16 protein-coding genes are annotated in these 18,285 nt (G+C 63.6%); 9 read left to right on the forward strand and 7 right to left on the reverse strand.

What is annotated here, in order from left to right; genetic code table 11:
* Positions 1–8: 8 nt before the first annotated feature.
* Positions 9–653 carry an aa3-type cytochrome oxidase subunit III gene (gene ctaE / locus H2O75_RS04395; protein ID WP_182174164.1) on the reverse strand — a complete coding sequence of 215 codons (645 nt, stop codon included), beginning with the start codon at positions 651–653 and terminating at the stop codon, positions 9–11.
* A gap of 255 nt (positions 654–908) precedes the next feature.
* Between ctaE and H2O75_RS04400 the strand changes: the two genes are divergently transcribed.
* Together H2O75_RS04400 and trpD are read left to right on the forward strand one after the other, a co-directional pair.
* Entirely contained in the window at positions 909–1,337 is a 429-nt protein-coding gene (locus tag H2O75_RS04400; RefSeq protein WP_182174167.1) for a hypothetical protein, read from the forward strand.
* Positions 1,334–2,386 carry an anthranilate phosphoribosyltransferase gene (gene trpD, locus H2O75_RS04405; protein ID WP_182174170.1) on the forward strand — a complete coding sequence of 351 codons (1,053 nt, stop codon included), beginning with the start codon at positions 1,334–1,336 and terminating at the stop codon, positions 2,384–2,386. Before H2O75_RS04400 ends, trpD begins: the two co-directional genes overlap by 4 nt.
* 56 nt (positions 2,387–2,442) lie before the next feature.
* Here trpD and H2O75_RS04410 read toward each other — a convergent pair whose 3' ends face one another.
* Genes H2O75_RS04410 through H2O75_RS04420 form a run of 3 tightly spaced genes read right to left on the reverse strand, consistent with a single transcriptional unit; the run spans position 2,443 to position 4,923 of the window.
* Positions 2,443–2,721 (reverse strand): Lrp/AsnC family transcriptional regulator, encoded by a 279-nt coding sequence (locus H2O75_RS04410; protein ID WP_182174173.1) that lies wholly within the window; start codon positions 2,719–2,721, stop codon positions 2,443–2,445.
* Positions 2,722–2,776: 55 nt separating this feature from the next.
* Positions 2,777–4,501 (reverse strand): DEDD exonuclease domain-containing protein, encoded by a 1,725-nt coding sequence (locus H2O75_RS04415; RefSeq protein ID WP_182174176.1) that lies wholly within the window; start codon positions 4,499–4,501, stop codon positions 2,777–2,779.
* Positions 4,501–4,923, reverse strand: coding sequence for a hypothetical protein (locus H2O75_RS04420; RefSeq protein WP_182174179.1), 423 nt, complete (start codon positions 4,921–4,923; stop codon positions 4,501–4,503). The genes H2O75_RS04415 and H2O75_RS04420 overlap by 1 nt, the downstream gene beginning before the upstream one ends.
* Before the next feature lie 59 nt (positions 4,924–4,982).
* Here H2O75_RS04420 and H2O75_RS04425 point away from each other — a divergent pair, with 59 nt between their 5' ends.
* Positions 4,983–6,194 carry a pyrophosphate--fructose-6-phosphate 1-phosphotransferase gene (locus tag H2O75_RS04425; RefSeq protein WP_182174182.1) on the forward strand — a complete coding sequence of 404 codons (1,212 nt, stop codon included), beginning with the start codon at positions 4,983–4,985 and terminating at the stop codon, positions 6,192–6,194.
* Between the two features lie 92 nt (positions 6,195–6,286).
* Positions 6,287–7,621, forward strand: coding sequence for a class II 3-deoxy-7-phosphoheptulonate synthase (locus H2O75_RS04430; RefSeq protein WP_182174185.1), 1,335 nt, complete (start codon positions 6,287–6,289; stop codon positions 7,619–7,621).
* Positions 7,622–7,721: 100 nt separating this feature from the next.
* Here H2O75_RS04430 and pknB read toward each other — a convergent pair whose 3' ends face one another.
* Together pknB and H2O75_RS04440 are read right to left on the reverse strand one after the other, a co-directional pair.
* The gene (gene pknB, locus H2O75_RS04435) at positions 7,722–9,665 is read right to left on the reverse strand and encodes a Stk1 family PASTA domain-containing Ser/Thr kinase (protein WP_182174187.1); all 1,944 of its coding nucleotides are present in this window, start codon (positions 9,663–9,665) and stop codon (positions 7,722–7,724) included.
* 65 nt (positions 9,666–9,730) lie between these two features.
* Positions 9,731–11,149, reverse strand: a complete 1,419-nt coding sequence (locus H2O75_RS04440; protein ID WP_220462787.1) for a LysM peptidoglycan-binding domain-containing protein — start codon at positions 11,147–11,149, stop codon at positions 9,731–9,733.
* Positions 11,150–11,299: 150 nt separating this feature from the next.
* Between H2O75_RS04440 and H2O75_RS04445 the strand changes: the two genes are divergently transcribed.
* On the forward strand, positions 11,300–11,650 hold the full coding sequence (locus H2O75_RS04445; RefSeq protein ID WP_182174190.1) for an Rv2175c family DNA-binding protein: 351 nt from the start codon (positions 11,300–11,302) through the stop codon (positions 11,648–11,650).
* Positions 11,651–11,672: 22 nt separating this feature from the next.
* On the opposite strand, the gene H2O75_RS04450 is transcribed toward H2O75_RS04445, so the two are convergent.
* Positions 11,673–12,746: a polyprenyl synthetase family protein gene (locus H2O75_RS04450; protein WP_182174192.1), complete on the reverse strand. Its 1,074-nt coding sequence runs from the start codon at positions 12,744–12,746 to the stop codon at positions 11,673–11,675.
* Positions 12,747–12,853: 107 nt separating this feature from the next.
* Here H2O75_RS04450 and H2O75_RS04455 point away from each other — a divergent pair, with 107 nt between their 5' ends.
* The 4 genes from H2O75_RS04455 to gcvP are packed head-to-tail and all read left to right on the forward strand — an operon-like array spanning position 12,854 to position 18,179.
* Positions 12,854–13,813, forward strand: a complete 960-nt coding sequence (locus tag H2O75_RS04455; protein ID WP_182174195.1) for a hypothetical protein — start codon at positions 12,854–12,856, stop codon at positions 13,811–13,813.
* A 7-nt stretch (positions 13,814–13,820) separates the two neighbouring features.
* Entirely contained in the window at positions 13,821–14,915 is a 1,095-nt protein-coding gene (gene gcvT, locus H2O75_RS04460; protein WP_182174198.1) for a glycine cleavage system aminomethyltransferase GcvT, read from the forward strand.
* A gap of 13 nt (positions 14,916–14,928) precedes the next feature.
* Positions 14,929–15,303, forward strand: a complete 375-nt coding sequence (gene gcvH / locus H2O75_RS04465; RefSeq protein WP_182174201.1) for a glycine cleavage system protein GcvH — start codon at positions 14,929–14,931, stop codon at positions 15,301–15,303.
* Complete coding sequence (gene gcvP / locus H2O75_RS04470; protein ID WP_182174204.1) at positions 15,300–18,179, forward strand: aminomethyl-transferring glycine dehydrogenase; 2,880 nt, start codon at positions 15,300–15,302, stop codon at positions 18,177–18,179. The genes gcvH and gcvP overlap by 4 nt, the downstream gene beginning before the upstream one ends.
* Positions 18,180–18,285: the final 106 nt, after the last annotated feature.

Consider the following 18,285-nt stretch of genomic DNA (forward strand, 5'->3'; position numbering starts at 1 on the left):
AAGAATCATCATTTGAGCACGTAGATAATGAAGAACAGGGCGATCCAGATGACGTCGACGAAATGCCAGTAGTAGGACGTGACGACAGCCGTGGAGGCTTCGCGGTGGCTGAACTTCTTCGTCAGCATCGTGCGGCCGACGATCAGGAGGAATGCGACGAGGCCGCCGGCCACGTGAATCGCGTGGAAGCCTGTCGTGATGTAGAAGACGGAGCCGTAGCTGCCCGAGCTGATCGTGACGCCGTGGGAGACGAGCTCCGCGTACTCGAAGATCTGCAGGCAGATGAAGATGGCGCCCAGGAAGAAGCTCAGCATGTACCACTCGGTCATGCCCCAGCGGCGAACATCGAGGATGCTTCCCTCGCGGCGGGGGATCAGCTTCTCAGCCTTCCACACGCCGAGCTGGCAGGTGATGGAAGAGATCATGAGGATCGTCGTGTTGACGGCTGCGAAAGGCACGTTGAGAACCTCCGCTGCTTCGCTCCACGCGGCCTGTCCAGCGACGGACCGGTGCGTGAAATACATGGCGAAGAGACCAGCGAAGAACATAAGCTCGCTGGACAGCCAAACGATGATACCCACCGAGAGGGTATTGGGACGCGTAATCTGTGGCGCACGATGGGCAGCCGAAGTTGCTGTACTCACATTGGACATTATGTCTTAAAAAACCCTGGAGTTCTGCATTTCGTAGGCTGAAAGTCCTACGTCGGGGTGAAATGTCCCATTAATAGAGGATTGTCGCGCTGTGATCTGGGACCTACGTGTCGCATCGTGGACGTCGCCCCCGCCTGTACGCGCCGCACATCCACCAGGAACACCGCCGCCGTCTGCGGTGGGCGAATCGCCACGTGGGCTGATCTTCAGGATAGGATAACACCCGTATATACCCAGTTCCGGATGGAGGACAGAATGTCGGATCTCGTACGATCCCAAGACGCCGCTGTCGCGCAGGTCAAGGACACCGCGAAGATCATGATCTACAGCGATGACAGGGCTACGCGCGCCGAGGTGCGGACGGCCGTCGGCCGGCGCCCCGGGAAGGGTGCCCCCACGATCGAGTGGTTCGAGGCCGCAACCGAGTTCGGAGTCACCGATCTCCTTGAGCAGGAGAACTTCGACCTTCTGATCTTCGACGGGGAGGCGGCCAAAGTCGGCGGCATGGGACTCGCGAAGCAGGTCAAGGACGAGGTCGAGGGATGCCCGCCCGTTCTGCTCCTCATCGCACGCCCTCAGGACGAGTGGCTGGGCCGCTGGTCGCTGGCCGAAGAGATGACGACCTTCCCCATCAACCCACGAGACATTCAGCAAAAGGTGACGAAGCTTCTCGGGGCGAAATGAGCGGCCGGACCTGGTCTGATCTCACGGCGCGTCTCATCGCGCGCGAAGACCTCGACCGTGCCGACACAGCGTGGGCGATGGACGAGGTGATGTCCGGGGCAACCTCCCCGGTCGTTCTCGCGGGCTTCCTCACCGCTCTTGCGACGAAGGGCGAGACAGTCGACGAGCTGCGCGGTCTCGCAGACGCCATGCTCTCTCACGCCACACCGATTGACATCGAGGGAGACACGGTCGACATCGTCGGCACCGGCGGGGATCGTCTCAAGACGGTGAACATTTCGACAATGTCATCCCTCGTCATCGCGGCGTCCGGAGTCAAGGTGGTCAAGCACGGCAACCGAGCCTCGTCCTCGGCCTCTGGCTCCGCCGACTGCCTTGAAGAGCTGGGCGTGGATCTCAACCTTCCGACGTCACGAGTGCTCGAGAACTTCCACGAGCTCGGTATCACCTTCCTCTTCGCCAATCTCTTCCATCCGTCGATGCGGCACGCGGCTGTCGCGCGACGCGAGCTGGCCGTAGGCACCGCATTCAACGTACTCGGGCCGTTGACGAACCCAGCGCGCCCACGCGCCGGGGCGATCGGCGTGTCCAGCGCCCACCATGCCCCGCTCGTGGCAGGCGTCCTCGCGGAGCGCGGACACAGTGCGCTTGTGTTCCGGGGCGAGAACGGCATGGATGAGCTGAGTGCGGTCACGCTGAACCACGTGTGGGAGGTGCGTCACCGTGCCGTCACGTACTGCGAGATCGATGCTGTAAGCGACCTCGGTTTGGCTCGCGCCACGGTCGATGATCTGCGCGGAGCGGATGCCGTCTACAACGCCCGCGTGGCCCGCGATGTCCTCAATGGTCGCGCCGGCGCTGCACGCGAAGCTGTGCTCCTCAACACGGCGGCCGCCCTCGTGGCAGATGGCAGCCTCACAGGAGTCGACCCGTCATCGGGAACCCTTGTCGAGCGTCTGCGCGCCGGCATCGGCATCGCAGCCGACACGATCGACTCCGGACGTGCGGCAGACCTCCTTGCGCGCTGGGTTGCTCTTTCCCGAGCGTAGAAGAAGGCGATTGCGCTGTGGTGGGTGGGGGCTGGTGATCGGCCCCCACCCACCACTCAGTCGAGGCCGATGTGGAAGGCCGCCTCGAGGTCGTGCTTCGAGTACGCACGGAACGCAATGTAGGTTGTCGTGTCGATCACACCCTCGACCTTGCCCATCTTGTCGGCGATGACATCGGCAAGCTTGTCGTGATCGGAGACGCGGACGATGGCGATGAGGTCCCGATCGCCAGTCGTCGAATAGACCTCGGAGATCCCGTCGATCTGGGTGATCTCTTCCGCCACCTCGGGAATGCGGCTGCTATCGGCGTCGATAAGCACAATTGCTGTCAGCATGAGACGTCCTTTCCTTATATGCCAATCCTACGCTGTGGCCGTTCTCGCGGGATCCTCAGCGCTCGACGTCGATAGAGAAGCGTTGAGGGGATCGGCGGGATACGGCGAAAGGCTCGGGAGGGGACGTGAGGAGGCGCGTGCCCGAGGAGCAGATCCAGTCGTAGAGGATCTCCATCTCCTCGATGGGGGCCGCGCCGCATGCCAGAACCGGCTGATCGACGGCCGGTGACGATGCGGCGAGAGTGTTGGCGGTTGACAAGACGTCGGCAATGGTCGGTGCGACAGCCGATCCGACGAGACGGCCCCAGCGGACGACGATGATCTCCCAGCCGTGGTCGACTGGGCGTGCCGCACGGAGCTCCGCATTGGTCGACAGGAGCGTGAGCTGTTCCTTCCGTCCCGCCGTCGTCACGAGCGCCGCAAGACGATCGCGCTCGTCAGCGGCACGCTCGAATTCTTCACGCTCAGCCATGAGGCGGAGGTTTGCCATCGTGTGCGAGACGGCGTCATCGACGAGGCCGGACAGGACGCGTCCAGCCCGATCGAGAGCCTCCTGCGGTTCCCCGGTGACACAGGGTGCGGAGCATCGTCCCATCTCGAGCAGGGAGCATGCTCGAGCGGATGGTGGCGGCAGGAGGGGGAGCCGTGGCGTGCACGTCCTCACATGAGTGACTCGTTCGAGGAGGTCTTTCGCTTTCTTCGCACTCTTCCACGTCGTGAAAGGTCCCAGTGCGTTCGGCAAGTCGTCCGCGGCGACTGATCGCACGATTGAGAGGCGCGGATGGGGCTCTTTCGTGAGGATGAGCCACGGGCGCTTATCGGGACGCTTCGAGCGCCTGTTGTAGGGCGGGTCAAAGGTCTGGATGTCGCGCAGTTCGAGGACTTGCGCTTCGAGCTTCGTCGCCGTCGACGTGGCATCTACCCGGACCGATAGATCCACCATCTCGCCGATACGAGTACGCTTCTCCGCTGCGGTGAAGTATTGCCGCACACGCTTGTAGACATTGACGGAGGTTCCCACGTAGAGCACCTCGCCGCTCGGCCCGATGAAGCGATAGACCCCGGGCGTTCTCGGCAGACCATCTGCCAGGTGTGCCTTCTTCCGCCTCCGGTAGGGCACAGCATCCGTGATCGTCTTGAGATCCTCGAGGTGACTGACCCCGAGGGGACCGAGGCGCCCGAGGATGAACTGCAGCAGCTCCTCGGTTGCCTTCGCATCGTCAAGTGCGCGGTGTGTCGGAGTGACCTCCGTTCCGATGACTCGGGAGAGGGTTCCGAGCTTATAGTTCGGTGTCTCGTCCTTGGAGATCGTGCGGCGGGCGAGCTGGACCGTGTCGAGCGACATGACTCTCGGGAAGGGAAGATCAAGCGCTGCCGCGGCCGCTTTGAGATGTCCGATGTCGAACCGAGCATTGTGGGCCACGAGCACCGTGTCTGGAGAATTGCCGACGAACTCGAAGAATGCGGGGAGGACACGAGAGATCCTCGGGGCCGCCATCACCATGGCGGTGGTGATGCCTGTAAGGACGGTGATGTAGGGCGGTATCGGCTGGTTGGGGTTGACGAGTGTGGCGAACTCGCCGACGATGGTCCCGCCGACGGACTTCACCGCCCCGATCTCGGTGATCTCTTCAGCTCCCGGTCGCCCGCCTGTCGTCTCGAGGTCGACGACGACAAACGTGACGTCACGCAGGTTCGTCCCCAGATCGTCGAACGACATCTGAACGTCGATCCCGTCCGGTGCTCTCCTCGCGTCCTCCAGGATCAGTCGTCCAGCCACTACACCCGCATCCCATCGTCGTCCTCGTGCCCAGTCGCGAACGATACGATCCACGCGACAGCCGCTCCCGCAGAAGCGATGACGACAACGATAAACAGGGTGGGTGACAGAGTGAGGACGGAAATCTCGGAAAGCACGATGAGGAGCAGGCCGAGCCCCGCGACTGCGAGGAGAACGTTCTCGAGGGTGGTGCGCTGGCTTTTTCCCTGGGCCTCGTACGTGGCGTCCAACACGTCGTCAGCGGACTCGGGGAGCTCGTCGTCGGCTGGTTCCGGCGCCCATGCCCGCGGGCGATAGGCCTCGGATTCGCGCGGTTCGAGGGAGATCGGCCAGTCTTCTCCGCCGCGTGCTTCCGACAGCTCGGCCGCATACTTCTCCCAGTCGGTCTCGTCGCCGTTTTCGTTCTTGCCCAGAGGAACCATGTTTCCGATGGTATGACAGATAGAATGGATTTCGTATTGTCCAGAATGGAAGGTTACTCATGGCCCTCAACCGTGTTGCTCTCTTGACCGCGGGTGGTTTCGCACCCTGTCTGTCATCCGCCGTCGGCGGTCTCATCGAGCGTTACACAGAACTCGACCCCGAAATTGAGATCATCGGATACCAGTACGGCTATCACGGCCTGCTGACCGGTAACAAGATCGTTTTCGATGAGGAGGCCCGCAAGAACGCTGGCCGCCTGCACGATTTCGGCGGTTCACCCATCGGTAACTCCCGTGTGAAGCTGACGAACGTCGATGACCTCGTCAAGCGCGGCCTCGTCAAGGAGGGCGAGAATCCTCTCGAGGTTGCCGCCGAGCGTCTCCGTCAGGACGGCGTCGACGTGCTCCACACGATCGGGGGCGACGATACGAATACGACCGCGGCGGATCTCGCAGCCTACCTCCACGAGCACCAGTACGAGCTGACCGTTGTCGGGCTGCCCAAGACGATCGACAACGACATCATTCCGATCGCGCAGTCTCTCGGCGCGCTGACTGCGGCCGAAGAGTCCGCGGAGTTCGCGATCAACGTGATCGGCGAGCACCGTTCCTCCCCACGGATGCTGATCATCCACGAGGTCATGGGACGCCACTGCGGCTACCTGACGGCACGTGCGGCCGCTGACTACCGCGCGTGGGTCGAGAAGCAGGAATGGGTTCCGTCGGCAGGCCTCATGAAGGAACGCTGGGACATCCACGCCGTCTACCTGCCGGAGATGGATATCAACCTCGAGACAGAGGCTGAGCGTCTTCGCGGCATCATGGACGAATACGGCAACGTCAACATCTTCCTCTCCGAGGGCGCCGGCATCGACGAGATCGTCGAAGAGCTCGAGAACGCCGGCGAGGAGGTGCCGCGCGATCCCTTCGGCCACGTCAAGCTGGACAAGATCAACCCCGGCCAGTGGTTTGCCGACAAGTTCGCCGAGCGTCTCGGTGCCGAGAAGGTCATGGTCCAGAAGTCCGGCTACTACTCCCGTGCGTCCCGTGCCCGGGCAGCCGACATCCGTCTCATCAAGGGCATGGTCGACTACGCGGTCGAGTCCGCTCTTCGCGGAGAGGCCGGCGTCATCGGCCACGACGAAGAGGACGGCAACAAGCTCAAGTCCATCGCCTTCTCCCGGATCGCCGGCGGCAAGGCCTTCAACATGTTCGTCCCGTGGTTCGAGGACGTCATGGACACCATCGGTCAGCCCCTCAAGGCCGACTAGTAGACAGTGTGAGTGACCACGTGGCGGACAGGATCCGCCACGTGGTCTTTGACGATTAGGATCGACCCGTGGACTCGCAACCTGAAAATGATATGTACCGCGCTCTCGAGAAGTGGCGCGAACTGCCGTCGAAGCATCAGCCTGCCTGGCCTGATACCGAAGAGGTGCGTCGAGTCGGGGAGTATCTGCGCTCGATGCCGCCTCTGGTCTTCGCCGGAGAGGCCGACACTCTCAAGACTGAAATCGCGAAGGCTGGACGGGGTGAAGCTTTTATCCTCCAGGGCGGGGACTGTGCGGAGACGTTCGCGGACTCCGTATCCGCCGCTCGCATCCGTGCCAAGATCCAGACGATTCTCCAGATGGCGATCGTCTTGACCTACGGCGCCGCTTTGCCCGTCATCAAGATCGGCCGCATGGCGGGTCAGTATGCGAAGCCGCGCTCGAATCCGCTCGAGGAGCGCGACGGGATCGAGCTGCCGTCGTACATGGGCGACGCTGTGAACGGCCACGACTTCACGCCGGAAGAGCGGATCCCGGATCCGCAGCGCATGATCGAGGCCTATCATCGCTCCGCGACGACGCTCAACCTCATCCGTGCGTTCACGGGCGGCGGATTCGCCGACATGTCCAAGGTCCACGAGTGGAACAAGGGATTCACGGAGAACCCGGCCTACAAGAAGTACGAGAAGATCGCGGCCGATATCGACTGGGCCCTGCGGTTCATGAAGGCGGCAGGAATCGATTCGCCCGCACTGCGCACGGTGGACATGTATTCCTCCCACGAGGCACTCCTCCTCGAATACGAGAATGCGATGACTCGCATCGACCAGCGCACCGCACACCCGTACAACACGTCGGCTCACTTCCTGTGGATTGGGGAGCGTACCCGTGACTGGGACGGTGCACACGTCGATCTGCTGTCTCGCGTGCGCAACCCCATCGGCGTGAAACTCGGACCGACAACCTCGGTCGATGACGCGGTCCGGCTCATGGACAAGCTCAACCCTGAGGGCGAGGAGGGCCGTATCACCTTCATCACTCGCATGGGTGCGACGAAGATCCGGGACATCCTGCCCGCTCTCGTCGAGGGCGTCACGAGGGACGGCCGTCCGGTGACGTGGATGACGGATCCGATGCACGGGAATACCATCACCGCATCAAACGGCTACAAGACCCGTCGGATGGAGGACGTGGTCGATGAGGTGCAGGGATTCTTCGAAGTCCACACGTCGCTGGGAACTGTACCGGGCGGTGTGCACATCGAACTGACAGGCGATTCCGTGACGGAGGTTCTCGGTGGATCGGAGGAACTCTCGGAAGAGATCCTGTCTCAGCGATACGAGACTCTCGTGGATCCTCGCCTGAATCACGGCCAATCGCTCGAGTTGGCGTTCCTCGTCTCGCAGATGCTGCGAGAGAACAGCTGACAACGATTGGGGCTGCCGGGCCGGGTCATCGACCTGTCCAGCAGCCTTTTTCGTGCCTTGACGCCACGACCGCTGTCTGATCCTCACGGTGGCGCGGCAATCACAGCACGGTGAGGACAATGACGGTGCCTTTCGGAGCGAGCTCGCCTGCCGGTACCGACTGGTCTCGAACAGTGCCGAACACCCCGCCGAGGAATGTCTCGATCTCGACGACGAACCCAGCATCGTCGAGCACTCTCGTGGCCTCGTCGCGCTGCCATCCGAAGACGTCGGGGACCTCGATGAGTTCGGGTCCGAGCGAGACGGTGAGCGTGACAGTATCGCCCCGATAGAGGGTTCCGGAGGCCGACTGGCTGACGATGTCCCCCTCTGGGACGGTATCCGAATAGGCGTCATCGCGTTCGACGGTCACACCTGCGTCCCGCAGGAGCTCTTCCGCCTCGGAGAATGCCAATCCCCGAACATCGATGACCTGGACGGGTTCCCTCCCGAGTGAGACCGTCACGACGACGACCGTCGAATGATCGGTCTCCGTATTGGGGGCAACCGACTGGCTGATGACGCTGCCCGGGGGGACGACGTCCGAGTAGGCTTCGGCGATCTCGGGCTCAAGCCGTGCCTCCCGCAATTGATACTCGGCCGTTTCCTGAGGAAGACCGACAACGGCGGGTACGATGACCTGCTCGATGCCCTGGGAGACTGTCAAGACCACGGTCTCGTCTCGGGACAGATCGGCTGGCACCGACGGATCCGTCGAGATGACGCGGCCTTCGGGCACATCGTCGGAATATTCGTAGCGTACATCGGGACTGAGACCCACACTGTCGATGATCGAGACGGCGGCTTCCGCGTCACGGCCCGTCACGTCGGGCAACGCTATCCGCATTCCCGGGCCAGCCGTGAAATACCAGAACGCTCCTGCGGCTGTGGCTGCGACAAGGATGATGGTGATGAGCAACCGCCATACCTTCGATGCCGTTGAGGACGGATTCTTGTTCGAGCCGGAGCGCAGTCTGGCCAGTTCGTGGCCCTTGCTCGACAGGCGCCGCTCCGGCGGGGCCGTGAGGCGCGCGGTCCGATGGGAGGGAGTGAACGCCCGGGTCGTCATACCATCGTCGGGACGCTTCTCGGCCGGATCGAATGCGGTTGGAGTGACAGCAATCCTGCGTTTGGCGACGATAGCGTCGAGATCCTTGAGCACTGTCTGCACCCGATCGCGCGCCTCGATACCGTCTGCGGGGCGATGCTCCGGATCTTTCGCCGTGAGGATTCCGATAAGGGAATCGACAGAGGAGGGGACCCACGGGGCGATCGTCGACAGTCTCGGCATGGGGTCGTTGACGTGCTTATAGGCAACGGCGATCGGCGTATCGGCAGTGAAGGGGACATCCCCGGCGATCAGCTCATACAGCATGATGCCGGCGGCGTAGATATCCGAGCGCGAGGTCGCCTCCTTCTCGAGGACCTCGGGTGCGAGATAGGCGACGGTGCCGAGAACGGTCCCCGCCGATGTTGAGCGTGCTGCCGCGACCGCGCGCGACAGGCCGAAATCCGTCACCTTGGCGGCGGGATTGTCCCCTCCCACCATCATGACGTTTTCCGGTTTGACGTCTCGGTGGATGAGGCCCGCGCGGTGGGCGGTGCCCAGGGCGGAAAGGACTTGGGCGACGATCTCGAGCGCGGTGCCGAGGGGAAGCGAGCCGCGCCGACCGAGTTCGGTGCGCAGATCCGGCCCGGCAATGTATTCCATGACGAGGTACGCGGTCGTCGGGGAGTTCTCCGTCTCGAAGGTTCCCTCGTCATAGACGGATACGACGTTCGGATGAGAGAGCTTCGCGGCGGCAAGGGCTTCACGATGGAAGCGCCGCACGAACTCGTCCTGGTCGGCGAGATGAGGGTGGATGATCTTGACGGCGACGTCGCGGTCGAGACGCTGATCCGTGCCCTTATAGACGGTTGCCATGCCCCCGCGCGCAAGACGCGCACGGATCAAGTATCGGCCGTCGATCAGCGTGCCGAGCATCGGATCAGGAACAGAATTCACGTCCTCAGCTTAGATGACTGTCCCCTGCCCCGCGTGGAAGCGGAGCAGGGGAGAAGAGTCACGACTCAGCGGAACTGAGCCATCGACGCCTTGACTCGCTGGACGTAGGTGACCGTGTCGGAGAACATGCCGTAGCGGCGCACGGATCCAAGGCCCTGATAGTAGGAGGCGATGCCCTCATCGATCGTGCTCGTCGATCGCTGCAGCTGTCTGATGATGACGACGCCGGCGATGATGTTGTCGCGGGGGTTGAGAAGATTGAGATCGCGGCCGATGAGATCGGATGCCCACTCTCCGGAGGTGGGGATGACCTGCATGGTGCCGATAGCATTTGCCGGTGACACGGCCCTCGCGTCGAAGCCGGACTCGCGGAACGCGTGTGCCTGAGCGAGTGCGGGATCGACGCCGTACTGGAGCGCAATCTCGCGCACCATCGCCTGGGTCTCTGCACGCGATGGGACCGAGATCGAGTTGAGGTATGCCTTGTTCTCGTTGGCTGACCGAACCGTCGCATCCGGGTATGTGTAGTGAAGGAAGGTGTTGGGGACGAGATTCTGGCTGCTCGACGTCGAGCCGGATGTCGAACCCGTCGAGGCCGTGCCCGACACCGTCAGCACCTGGCCGGGGTAGATGACCGTCGATGACAGGCCCGAGGCCTGCATGATTGCCGTGACGGATGTGCCGTACTTCGAGGCGATGCCGGACAGCGTGTCCCCGCGCACCACCGTGTGCTTCTTCGAAGCCGAAGTGCTCGTCGAGGGTTTCGCCGTTGATGAGGTGCCTGCTGACGATGTGCCCGTCGAGGGCTTCGCTGCCGACGTGGAGCCGGAGAGCTTCAGTACCTGACCGGGGTAGATGATGTTGGCGTTCTTCAGGCCCGAGGCCGAGACGATCGCCGATACGGTCGTGCCATGCTTGGCCGCGATCCCGGAGAGCGTATCGCCGCTCTTGACCGTGTAGGTCGAGGACGACGTCGCGGTCGACGATGTGGTCGAGCCGGTTGTCGTCGAGGACGGCTTTGCCGCAGCTGAGCCCGAGAGGGTCAGTTTCTGTCCTGGGAAGATGAGGTCGGATGAGAGTCCCGATGCTGACTTGATCGCCGCCACGGAGGTGCCGTGTCTGAGGGCGATGCCGGAAAGGGTGTCGCCCCTCGTGACTGTGTACGTCTGCGCGGACTGCGTCTGCACAGACTGCGGGGCAGTGGTGGCTGACGACGTCGTGGGGATGTTGAGACGCTGGCCGGGGTAGATGACGGCGTTGCTGCCGAGCTTGTTGGCGTCGATGATCGAGTTCATCGACACGCCGAATCTCTTGGCGATCTCCCAGACGGAATCGCCGTGGGTGACCTGATACGTCGCGGCAGGAAGTCGAAGGGCCGGATTATCCGCGGGCAGGTCCGCGGCTGTTGCTGGGATGGGAGCAAAGGCGCCAAGCGCTGCGGTGGCAGCGACGGTAGCACCGAGTGAGCGCCGCGAATACGACATTGATCCTCCGAGTAAACTCCATGTGATCCGTGTGCGTAATGTTTACGTTGCGCACCGTGATACGACTGTGACAGTTGTTTCAGATGTGACACTATCGCGTGCGGCGGCGTGTCGCCAACCGAATCCCATAATTGGTCTTAATATCCTTGTGTGAATTCACCTCTCCCAGACCACCTGTCCATTCCCGAAGCAGCGGAAGCCCTCGGCATTCGACTCCGTGACGTTCGCGCTCTGATCTCCGACCGGAGGCTTCTCGCGACACGTCGAACAGGCCCCCTGACAGTCTCGAGCGACCAGCTCATCGAGGTCGATGGCCGCTACGAGGTTCTCGGCAGCCTCCGAGGAACCCTCATCCTTCTCGAAGATTCAGGGTTCAGCGATAGCGAGGCCGAGGAATGGCTCCACCGCGAGAACCCCGAACTGGGGGAGGCGCCGATCGCCGCACTGCGCTCCGGCAAGCACCGCGCGGTCCGTCGCATCATCGCGAGTCTCGCGTTTTAGCGGGTCCCGGAGGGCCGGAGGCCTAGAACTGGCGGTTCGTCAGTGCCGACATGAGGCTGTCGAGCATGTCCTTCCCCGGGCCCTCCGGCAGCTTCTCCCATGACTGACGGGCACGAGACTCGCGTTCGTCAATGAGGTCCTCGTGCTCGGCCCACGCCCCGCTCTCGATGACGAGATCGGTGATGGTCCGCGCCTGCGCATCCGATACGTCCGTGCCGAGCGACTGGGCGATCATGTGCGCCTCAGGAGTGCCCGCGAGCCGGGCCAGGGCCGTCAGGATGAGAACGGTCCTCTTGCCCTCGCGTAGATCCCCTCCGGTTGGCTTCCCCGTCGCCGCCGGATCGCCGGCGAGGCCCAGAGCGTCGTCCCGCAACTGGAACGCCTCGCCGAGGGGCGCACCGATGCTGGTCAAAAGCGCGAGCAGGTCCTCGTCCGCACCGGCTGACTCGGCTCCGATGAGAAGCGGATCGCGCACCGAGTAGCGGGCCGACTTGTGCCGCAGCACAGCGAAGGCGTCGTCACGTGCGCGGAGCAGAGCCGACCTCGGGTCAGTGCTCTCGAGGAGTGCCATCAGGTCAATGTTCTCGGCGCGGATGTCGAGGAACTGACCGAAGGCGACCTCGGCGCACATGGTGTTGAAGCGGCGGGCCGACGGTGCGGAGCCGTGCATGACCATGTGAGAGCCGGCGAGTGCGAGAAGGAAGTCTCCCGAGCAGATCCCTGCATCGCGCCCGTAGTCGGCAGAGTCGCCGACAAGCGAGGACCGGTCGAAGTCGTGGGCGAATGCGACATGGACGGCGGGCTGCCCGCGTCGTGTCGGAGAGTCGTCCATGATGTCGTCGTGCACGAGCGCCGCACCCTGGAACAGCTCGATGGCGACAGCAACCTCAACATCGTCTCCGGTCGGCTGACTCCCGCGCGCGCACATCGCACCTGCGACCGAGAGCAGGCCTCGGATCCGTTTGCCCCCGGACAGAAGGCTGCGGGTCGGTGCGATGAAAGACTCGACGAGGGTGCGATCGGCGTCGGGGAAGGGCGGAGATTCAAGCGCTTCCAGCGTCTGCGCGGAGATGTGCTGGGCCAGGGACTCATGCATGGCCACAACTCTATCGCCAATGCTCAGCTTTGCCCCTACCGACTCTCGTCCACAGGCAGCGTTCCGCGCGGAAGACGGTGTCCCCTCACGGTGTTTGATCGTGAGCCATGAATACAACACAGCACAGCATCATTCCCCTTTCAGCCCTGGCCCACGCGGCGATGGAGGCGACAAACTATTCACCCGACGGGAAGACCGTCATTCTGTACTCCAACGGGGCCGGAATCGATGACATCACGATCCACGATCTCGCCTGGATCCACATGATCGGAGAACCCCGCCAGGCACGCACCGCGGTCGCACTCATCTTCCCGCCGCACCGCGACACCGAGGTCTGTCATGCTGCGCGCCAGCTCGATTCGCTCGGGGAGGCTCTACGTCGAGCGGGACGATCGTGGGACACCGTCGTCGCCCGGGGCGGGGTCCGGTTCCGGATCTACAGCGACCACGGCTGGTTGGACGAACCGGAGACAGACACGATGAACAACGATGACCTTGATCGTCTCATCGATGCTTTCGCCGGTTCGCCCGGGCGCTCCCGACAGTTCGACATCGCACGGGCGGTGGATGCTGGAGAGGCGTGGATCGAGGCCCTCCAGGGTCGCATGGCAGGTCGGCCGATCGTGTCGCCCCCGTCTGCCTCCCTCCAGGCTGGATCTGTGCGCGATGCCGTGATCGTGTGGGCGGTTGGCGAGACAGGCACGGACCGGCTCATGCCGGGGGAGCGGTTCGTGCCGCCGATTCAGGCGCCGAACCCCGAGCGCATCGACATCGCACTATCACTCCTGGCGGAGCGTATCGGCCAGCCGGACACGGTCCATGCTCTCGCCTGCGCCTCCTATCTCGCCTGGTGGAGCGGATATCGTCGGCTGGCGGCACACCTGTGCTATCGGGCCCGATCGACAGGACAGCGCAGCCGGCTCGCGTCGCTGGTGTGGACTGCCCTCGTGCGAGACATCGTCCCGCAGTGGATGCGCGAAACGGTGCGCCCAGCACAGGAGGATCGGGCGCGGCCCGGGAGGCCGTTCCCCGGTTCCGCCCACATGGGGGACGAAAAGCGGTCATAATGGCGCCATGAGCCTCAACGTGACAGCCCTCCATGACATCCACACCGGCCTCGGCGCGACGATGACCGATTTCGCCGGATGGAGCATGCCGCTGAGATATGCCTCCGACCGAGCCGAACATGCGGCAGTGCGAGAACGGGCGGGAATGTTCGACCTGTCCCACATGGGGCAGATCCGCGTCGAAGGCCCTGACGCCGGCAGGCTCCTCGACTATGCCCTCGTCAGCACACCCTCGACCATGCCGATCGGCAGGGCCAGGTATTCCCTCATGGTCAACGTGAACGGCGGGATCATCGACGACCTCATCGTCTATCGGACCGACGATATCGACTTCCTCATCATCGCGAACGGAGCGAACCGCCTTCGCGTCGGGGACGAACTGACCGCCCGCTCGGAGGGGATGAAGGTCGCGATCCAGGACAAGACGACGGCCCGCGCCCTGATCGCCGTCCAGGGTCCGGCCAGTCTCGACATTGTGTCATCGGTGATCGACGACGCTGACCGAGCGGCTTTCGTCGAGCTCGGTTACTACCGTCATGGGCTCTTCACCCTTCGCGGCATTCCCGTCCATATCGCCCGCACCGGTTACACGGGCGAACGAGGCTACGAGATCATGTCGGATGCGAACGTCGCCGTCGACCTGTGGAGGATCCTGTCCGAGGCGGGGGAGACATCCGGCGTCATCCCCTGTGGTCTCGCGGCGAGAGATTCCCTCCGTCTCGAGGCCGGCATGCCACTCTATGGACATGAACTGACCGAGGACCTGACACCGGCGGAAGCGGGCCAGGGGAGGGTCGTCAAACTCGACCACGACTTCGTGGGTTCCGCTGCCCTGCGTGGCCGCGGGGAGCCGGCGACGGCTCTCTACGGGCTGGCCGGTGAGGGCCGGAGGGCCGCCCGGGCCGGCGCGACAGTAAGCATCGACGGCAACGATGTCGGTACGATCACCTCCGGTATCCTGTCCCCAACCCTCGGTTATCCGATTGCTCTCGCGCTCCTCACCCCGGGGCTCGAGATCGGCCAGGTCGTCACCGCGAACGTACGCGGCAAGGAACAGCCCATGACGATCGTCCAGCTTCCCTTCTACTCCAGCACACACTAGGAAAGGCGCACCCGTGTACCCCAACGACCGTCAATACAGCCCAGACCACGAATGGCTCACCCAGGATGCGCCGGCCCGCGTCGGAATCACGCAGTTCGCAGCGACAGCCCTCGATGAGGCCGTCTATGTCGAACTCCCCGAGGTAGGATCCGAGGTCACGGCGGGAGAGGCCTGCGGCGAAATCGAATCCGTCAAGTCGGTATCGGACCTCGTGGCCCCCGCTTCCGGGACCGTCGTCGCCGTCAACGACGCCGTCATCGACGACCCGAAGCTGGCAACCGATGACCCTCACGGCGATGGCTGGCTCTACGAGCTCGAGGTCAGTGAACCGGACTCGAACCTCATGGACAGTGCCGCCTACGAGGCACTGACCGCGGAGACGCAATGACCAGTTTCGTTCCCCGCCACGTCGGTACGTGGGGTTCAGACCGGGAAGACATGTTAGCGGCCGTCGGTGTCGCCAGCCTCGACGAACTGACCGATGTTGCCCTCCCGGCGGGACTGTCCCGCCACGCCGTCGAGGGACTGCCGCAGGGACGATCAGAGCAGGAGGTGCTCGACCGTCTCTCCGAGCTGGCAAGCCGCAACACTGTCCGCACGTCCATGATCGGTCAGGGCTACTACGACACCGTCACCCCGTCCGTGATCCGACGCAACATCCTCGAGAACCCGTCCTGGTACACCGCCTACACGCCCTACCAACCGGAGATCAGCCAGGGCAGGCTCGAGGCACTGGTCACCTTCCAAACCGTCGTCTCCGATCTCACCGGGATGGATATCGCCAACGCGTCGATGCTCGATGAGGCGACAGCGGTCGCGGAAGCGGTGCTTCTTGCTACCCGGGTCACGAAGAAGCGCTCGACGGTCCTCGTGTCCCCTGACATCTTCGACGCCACTCGTGCCGTCCTCGACACGCGTGCGGACGCGCTGAAGATCACGCTTGAGGATCTGGACGCGGCCACGATCGACTCGGACGTCGCCGCAGTCGTCATCCAATACCCTGGTGCCTCCGGGCATGTGCCCGACCTGTCAGAGCTGACGGAGCTCGTCGATCGCGCTCACGAGGCGGGTGCTCTCGTCATCGTCGCAGCCGATCTCCTCGCTCTGACCCTGCTTGCCAGCCCTGGAAGCTGGGGTGCCGATATCGTTGCGGGAACGACTCAGCGCTTCGGCGTTCCCATGTCCGGGGGTGGCCCCCACGCCGGTTATCTCGCCGTCAAAGATATCCACAAGCGCCAGCTGCCCGGGCGCCTCGTCGGAGTATCGAAAGACCGTGACGGCGCTGTTGCCTACCGTCTCGCCCTGCAGACTCGTGAACAGCACATTCGCCGCGAAAAGGCGACGTCGAACATCTGCACGGCACAGGTCCTCCTTGCCGTCATGGCCGCGGCCTATGCCGTCTACCACGGGCCCGAGGGCCTGACGAGGATAGCTGAGCGGATCCACCGCCATGCTGTCGAACTCGCGACGAGGCTGAGCGCCCACGGCATCAGCCTCAGCTCGACCTCGTTCTTCGACACGGTGGAACTGACCGTGCCGGGTGGGGCGGATCGTGCACTGGCAGGGCTGCTGTCGCGCAACATCACGGCGTGGCGGGTCGACGATAAGCGGGTGCGGCTGTCGTGTGACGAGAGGACGACCGAGTCCATCATCGACGACATCGTCGACGCGCTCGTCGATACGAGTGTGTCGGGTTCCGAGATCGCGCCGGCCCTCCCACCATCGCTGGCGCGCGGCGACGAGTTCCTCACGCACCCGACCTTCCACCGCTATCGCACCGAGACCCTTCTCATGAGGTATCTGAAGTCCCTCGCGGACAAGGACTATGCGCTGGATCGGGGAATGATTCCGCTCGGCTCGTGCACGATGAAGCTCAATTCGGCAATTGAGATGGCGGCAATCACGTGGCCCGGGTTCGCATCGATCCATCCGTTCGCCCCCGCGCAGGACAGGGCCGGATACCGGGAACTCGTTGTCGAGCTCGAGTCGTGGCTGTCCGCAGCGACGGGCTACGACGGAGTGAGCCTGCAGCCGAACGCGGGCTCCCAGGGGGAGCTTGCCGGTCTGCTCGCGATCCGCGGATATCATCTCTCCCGTGGCGACACGGCCCGGCATGTGTGTCTCATACCGGCCTCCGCGCACGGCACGAACGCCGCGTCAGCCGTGCTGGCAGGCTTCACAGTCGTCGTCGTGGCAACAGCGGCCGATGGCTCCATCGATCTCAATGACTTGGATGCGAAGATCGCAGCCCATCGAGATCAGCTCGGCGCGATCATGATCACCTATCCATCCACCCACGGCATCTACGAGGATACCGTCGGCGATGTCTGTGCCCGAGTCCACGAGGCTGGCGGCCAGGTCTACATCGACGGCGCGAATCTCAACGCGCTCGTCGGCGTTGCCAGGCCTGGCGACTTCGGTGGAGATGTCTCGCATCTCAACCTGCACAAGACCTTCGCGATTCCTCACGGGGGCGGCGGTCCCGGAGTGGGACCGGTCGCGGCCAGAGCACATCTCGTGCCCTTCCTGCCCTCCCACCCGCTGAGCGACAACACGGTGACGGGATCCGCTTCACGCCATGCTCCCGGCTTCGGCGCCGTGTCGCAGTCACCGGATGGTTCCGCGGGAATCCTCCCGATCTCCTACGCGTACCTCCTTCTCATGGGTGGGGAGGGCCTCCGTGTCGCGACGCAGTCCGCGATCCTGGCCGCGAACTATGTGGCGGCGCGTCTCGACAAGTATCTGCCCGTGCTCTATCGGGGCCCAGGAGGACTGGTCGGCCACGAGTGCATCATCGACGTGCGTCCGCTGCGGGACGAGACGGGTATCACCGTCGATGACGTGGCGAAGCGGCTCGTCGACTATGGCTTCCACGCTCCCACCATGTCGTTCCCCGTTCCGGGGACGCTCATGATCGAACCGACGGAGTCGGAGGACCGCGGGGAGATCGACCGTCTCTGCGAGGCGCTGATCGGCATCCATGACGAGGCGCGCAGGGTTGCGGAAGGGGACTGGCCCGCGGACGACAATCCGCTTGTCAACGCTCCCCACACCGCCGCACACGCTCTCGTCGGTGAATGGACTCACCCCTATTCGAGAGAGCAGGCCGTCTATCCGTCGATCGGCTCCGATGTCCTGGCGGAGCCGGGCCTGGCAGCCGCCGCGGCGGCGGGCAAGTACTGGCCCCCGGTGCGTCGAATCGATGGACCGTACGGTGACCGGAACCTCGTCTGCTCGTGCCCGCCGATCGAGGATTACGTGTGACGGCATAGGGGTCGACGCAGAAAGTCACTGTTCCCATACCCGGAGTTTTCGGGTATGGGAACAAAACTGCGATGAATGGCGTTGTTCATTGACAGGTCCTCTAATA

Source organism: Flaviflexus equikiangi (genome assembly GCF_014069875.1).
In the GTDB taxonomy this organism is placed as follows: domain Bacteria; phylum Actinomycetota; class Actinomycetes; order Actinomycetales; family Actinomycetaceae; genus Flaviflexus; species Flaviflexus equikiangi.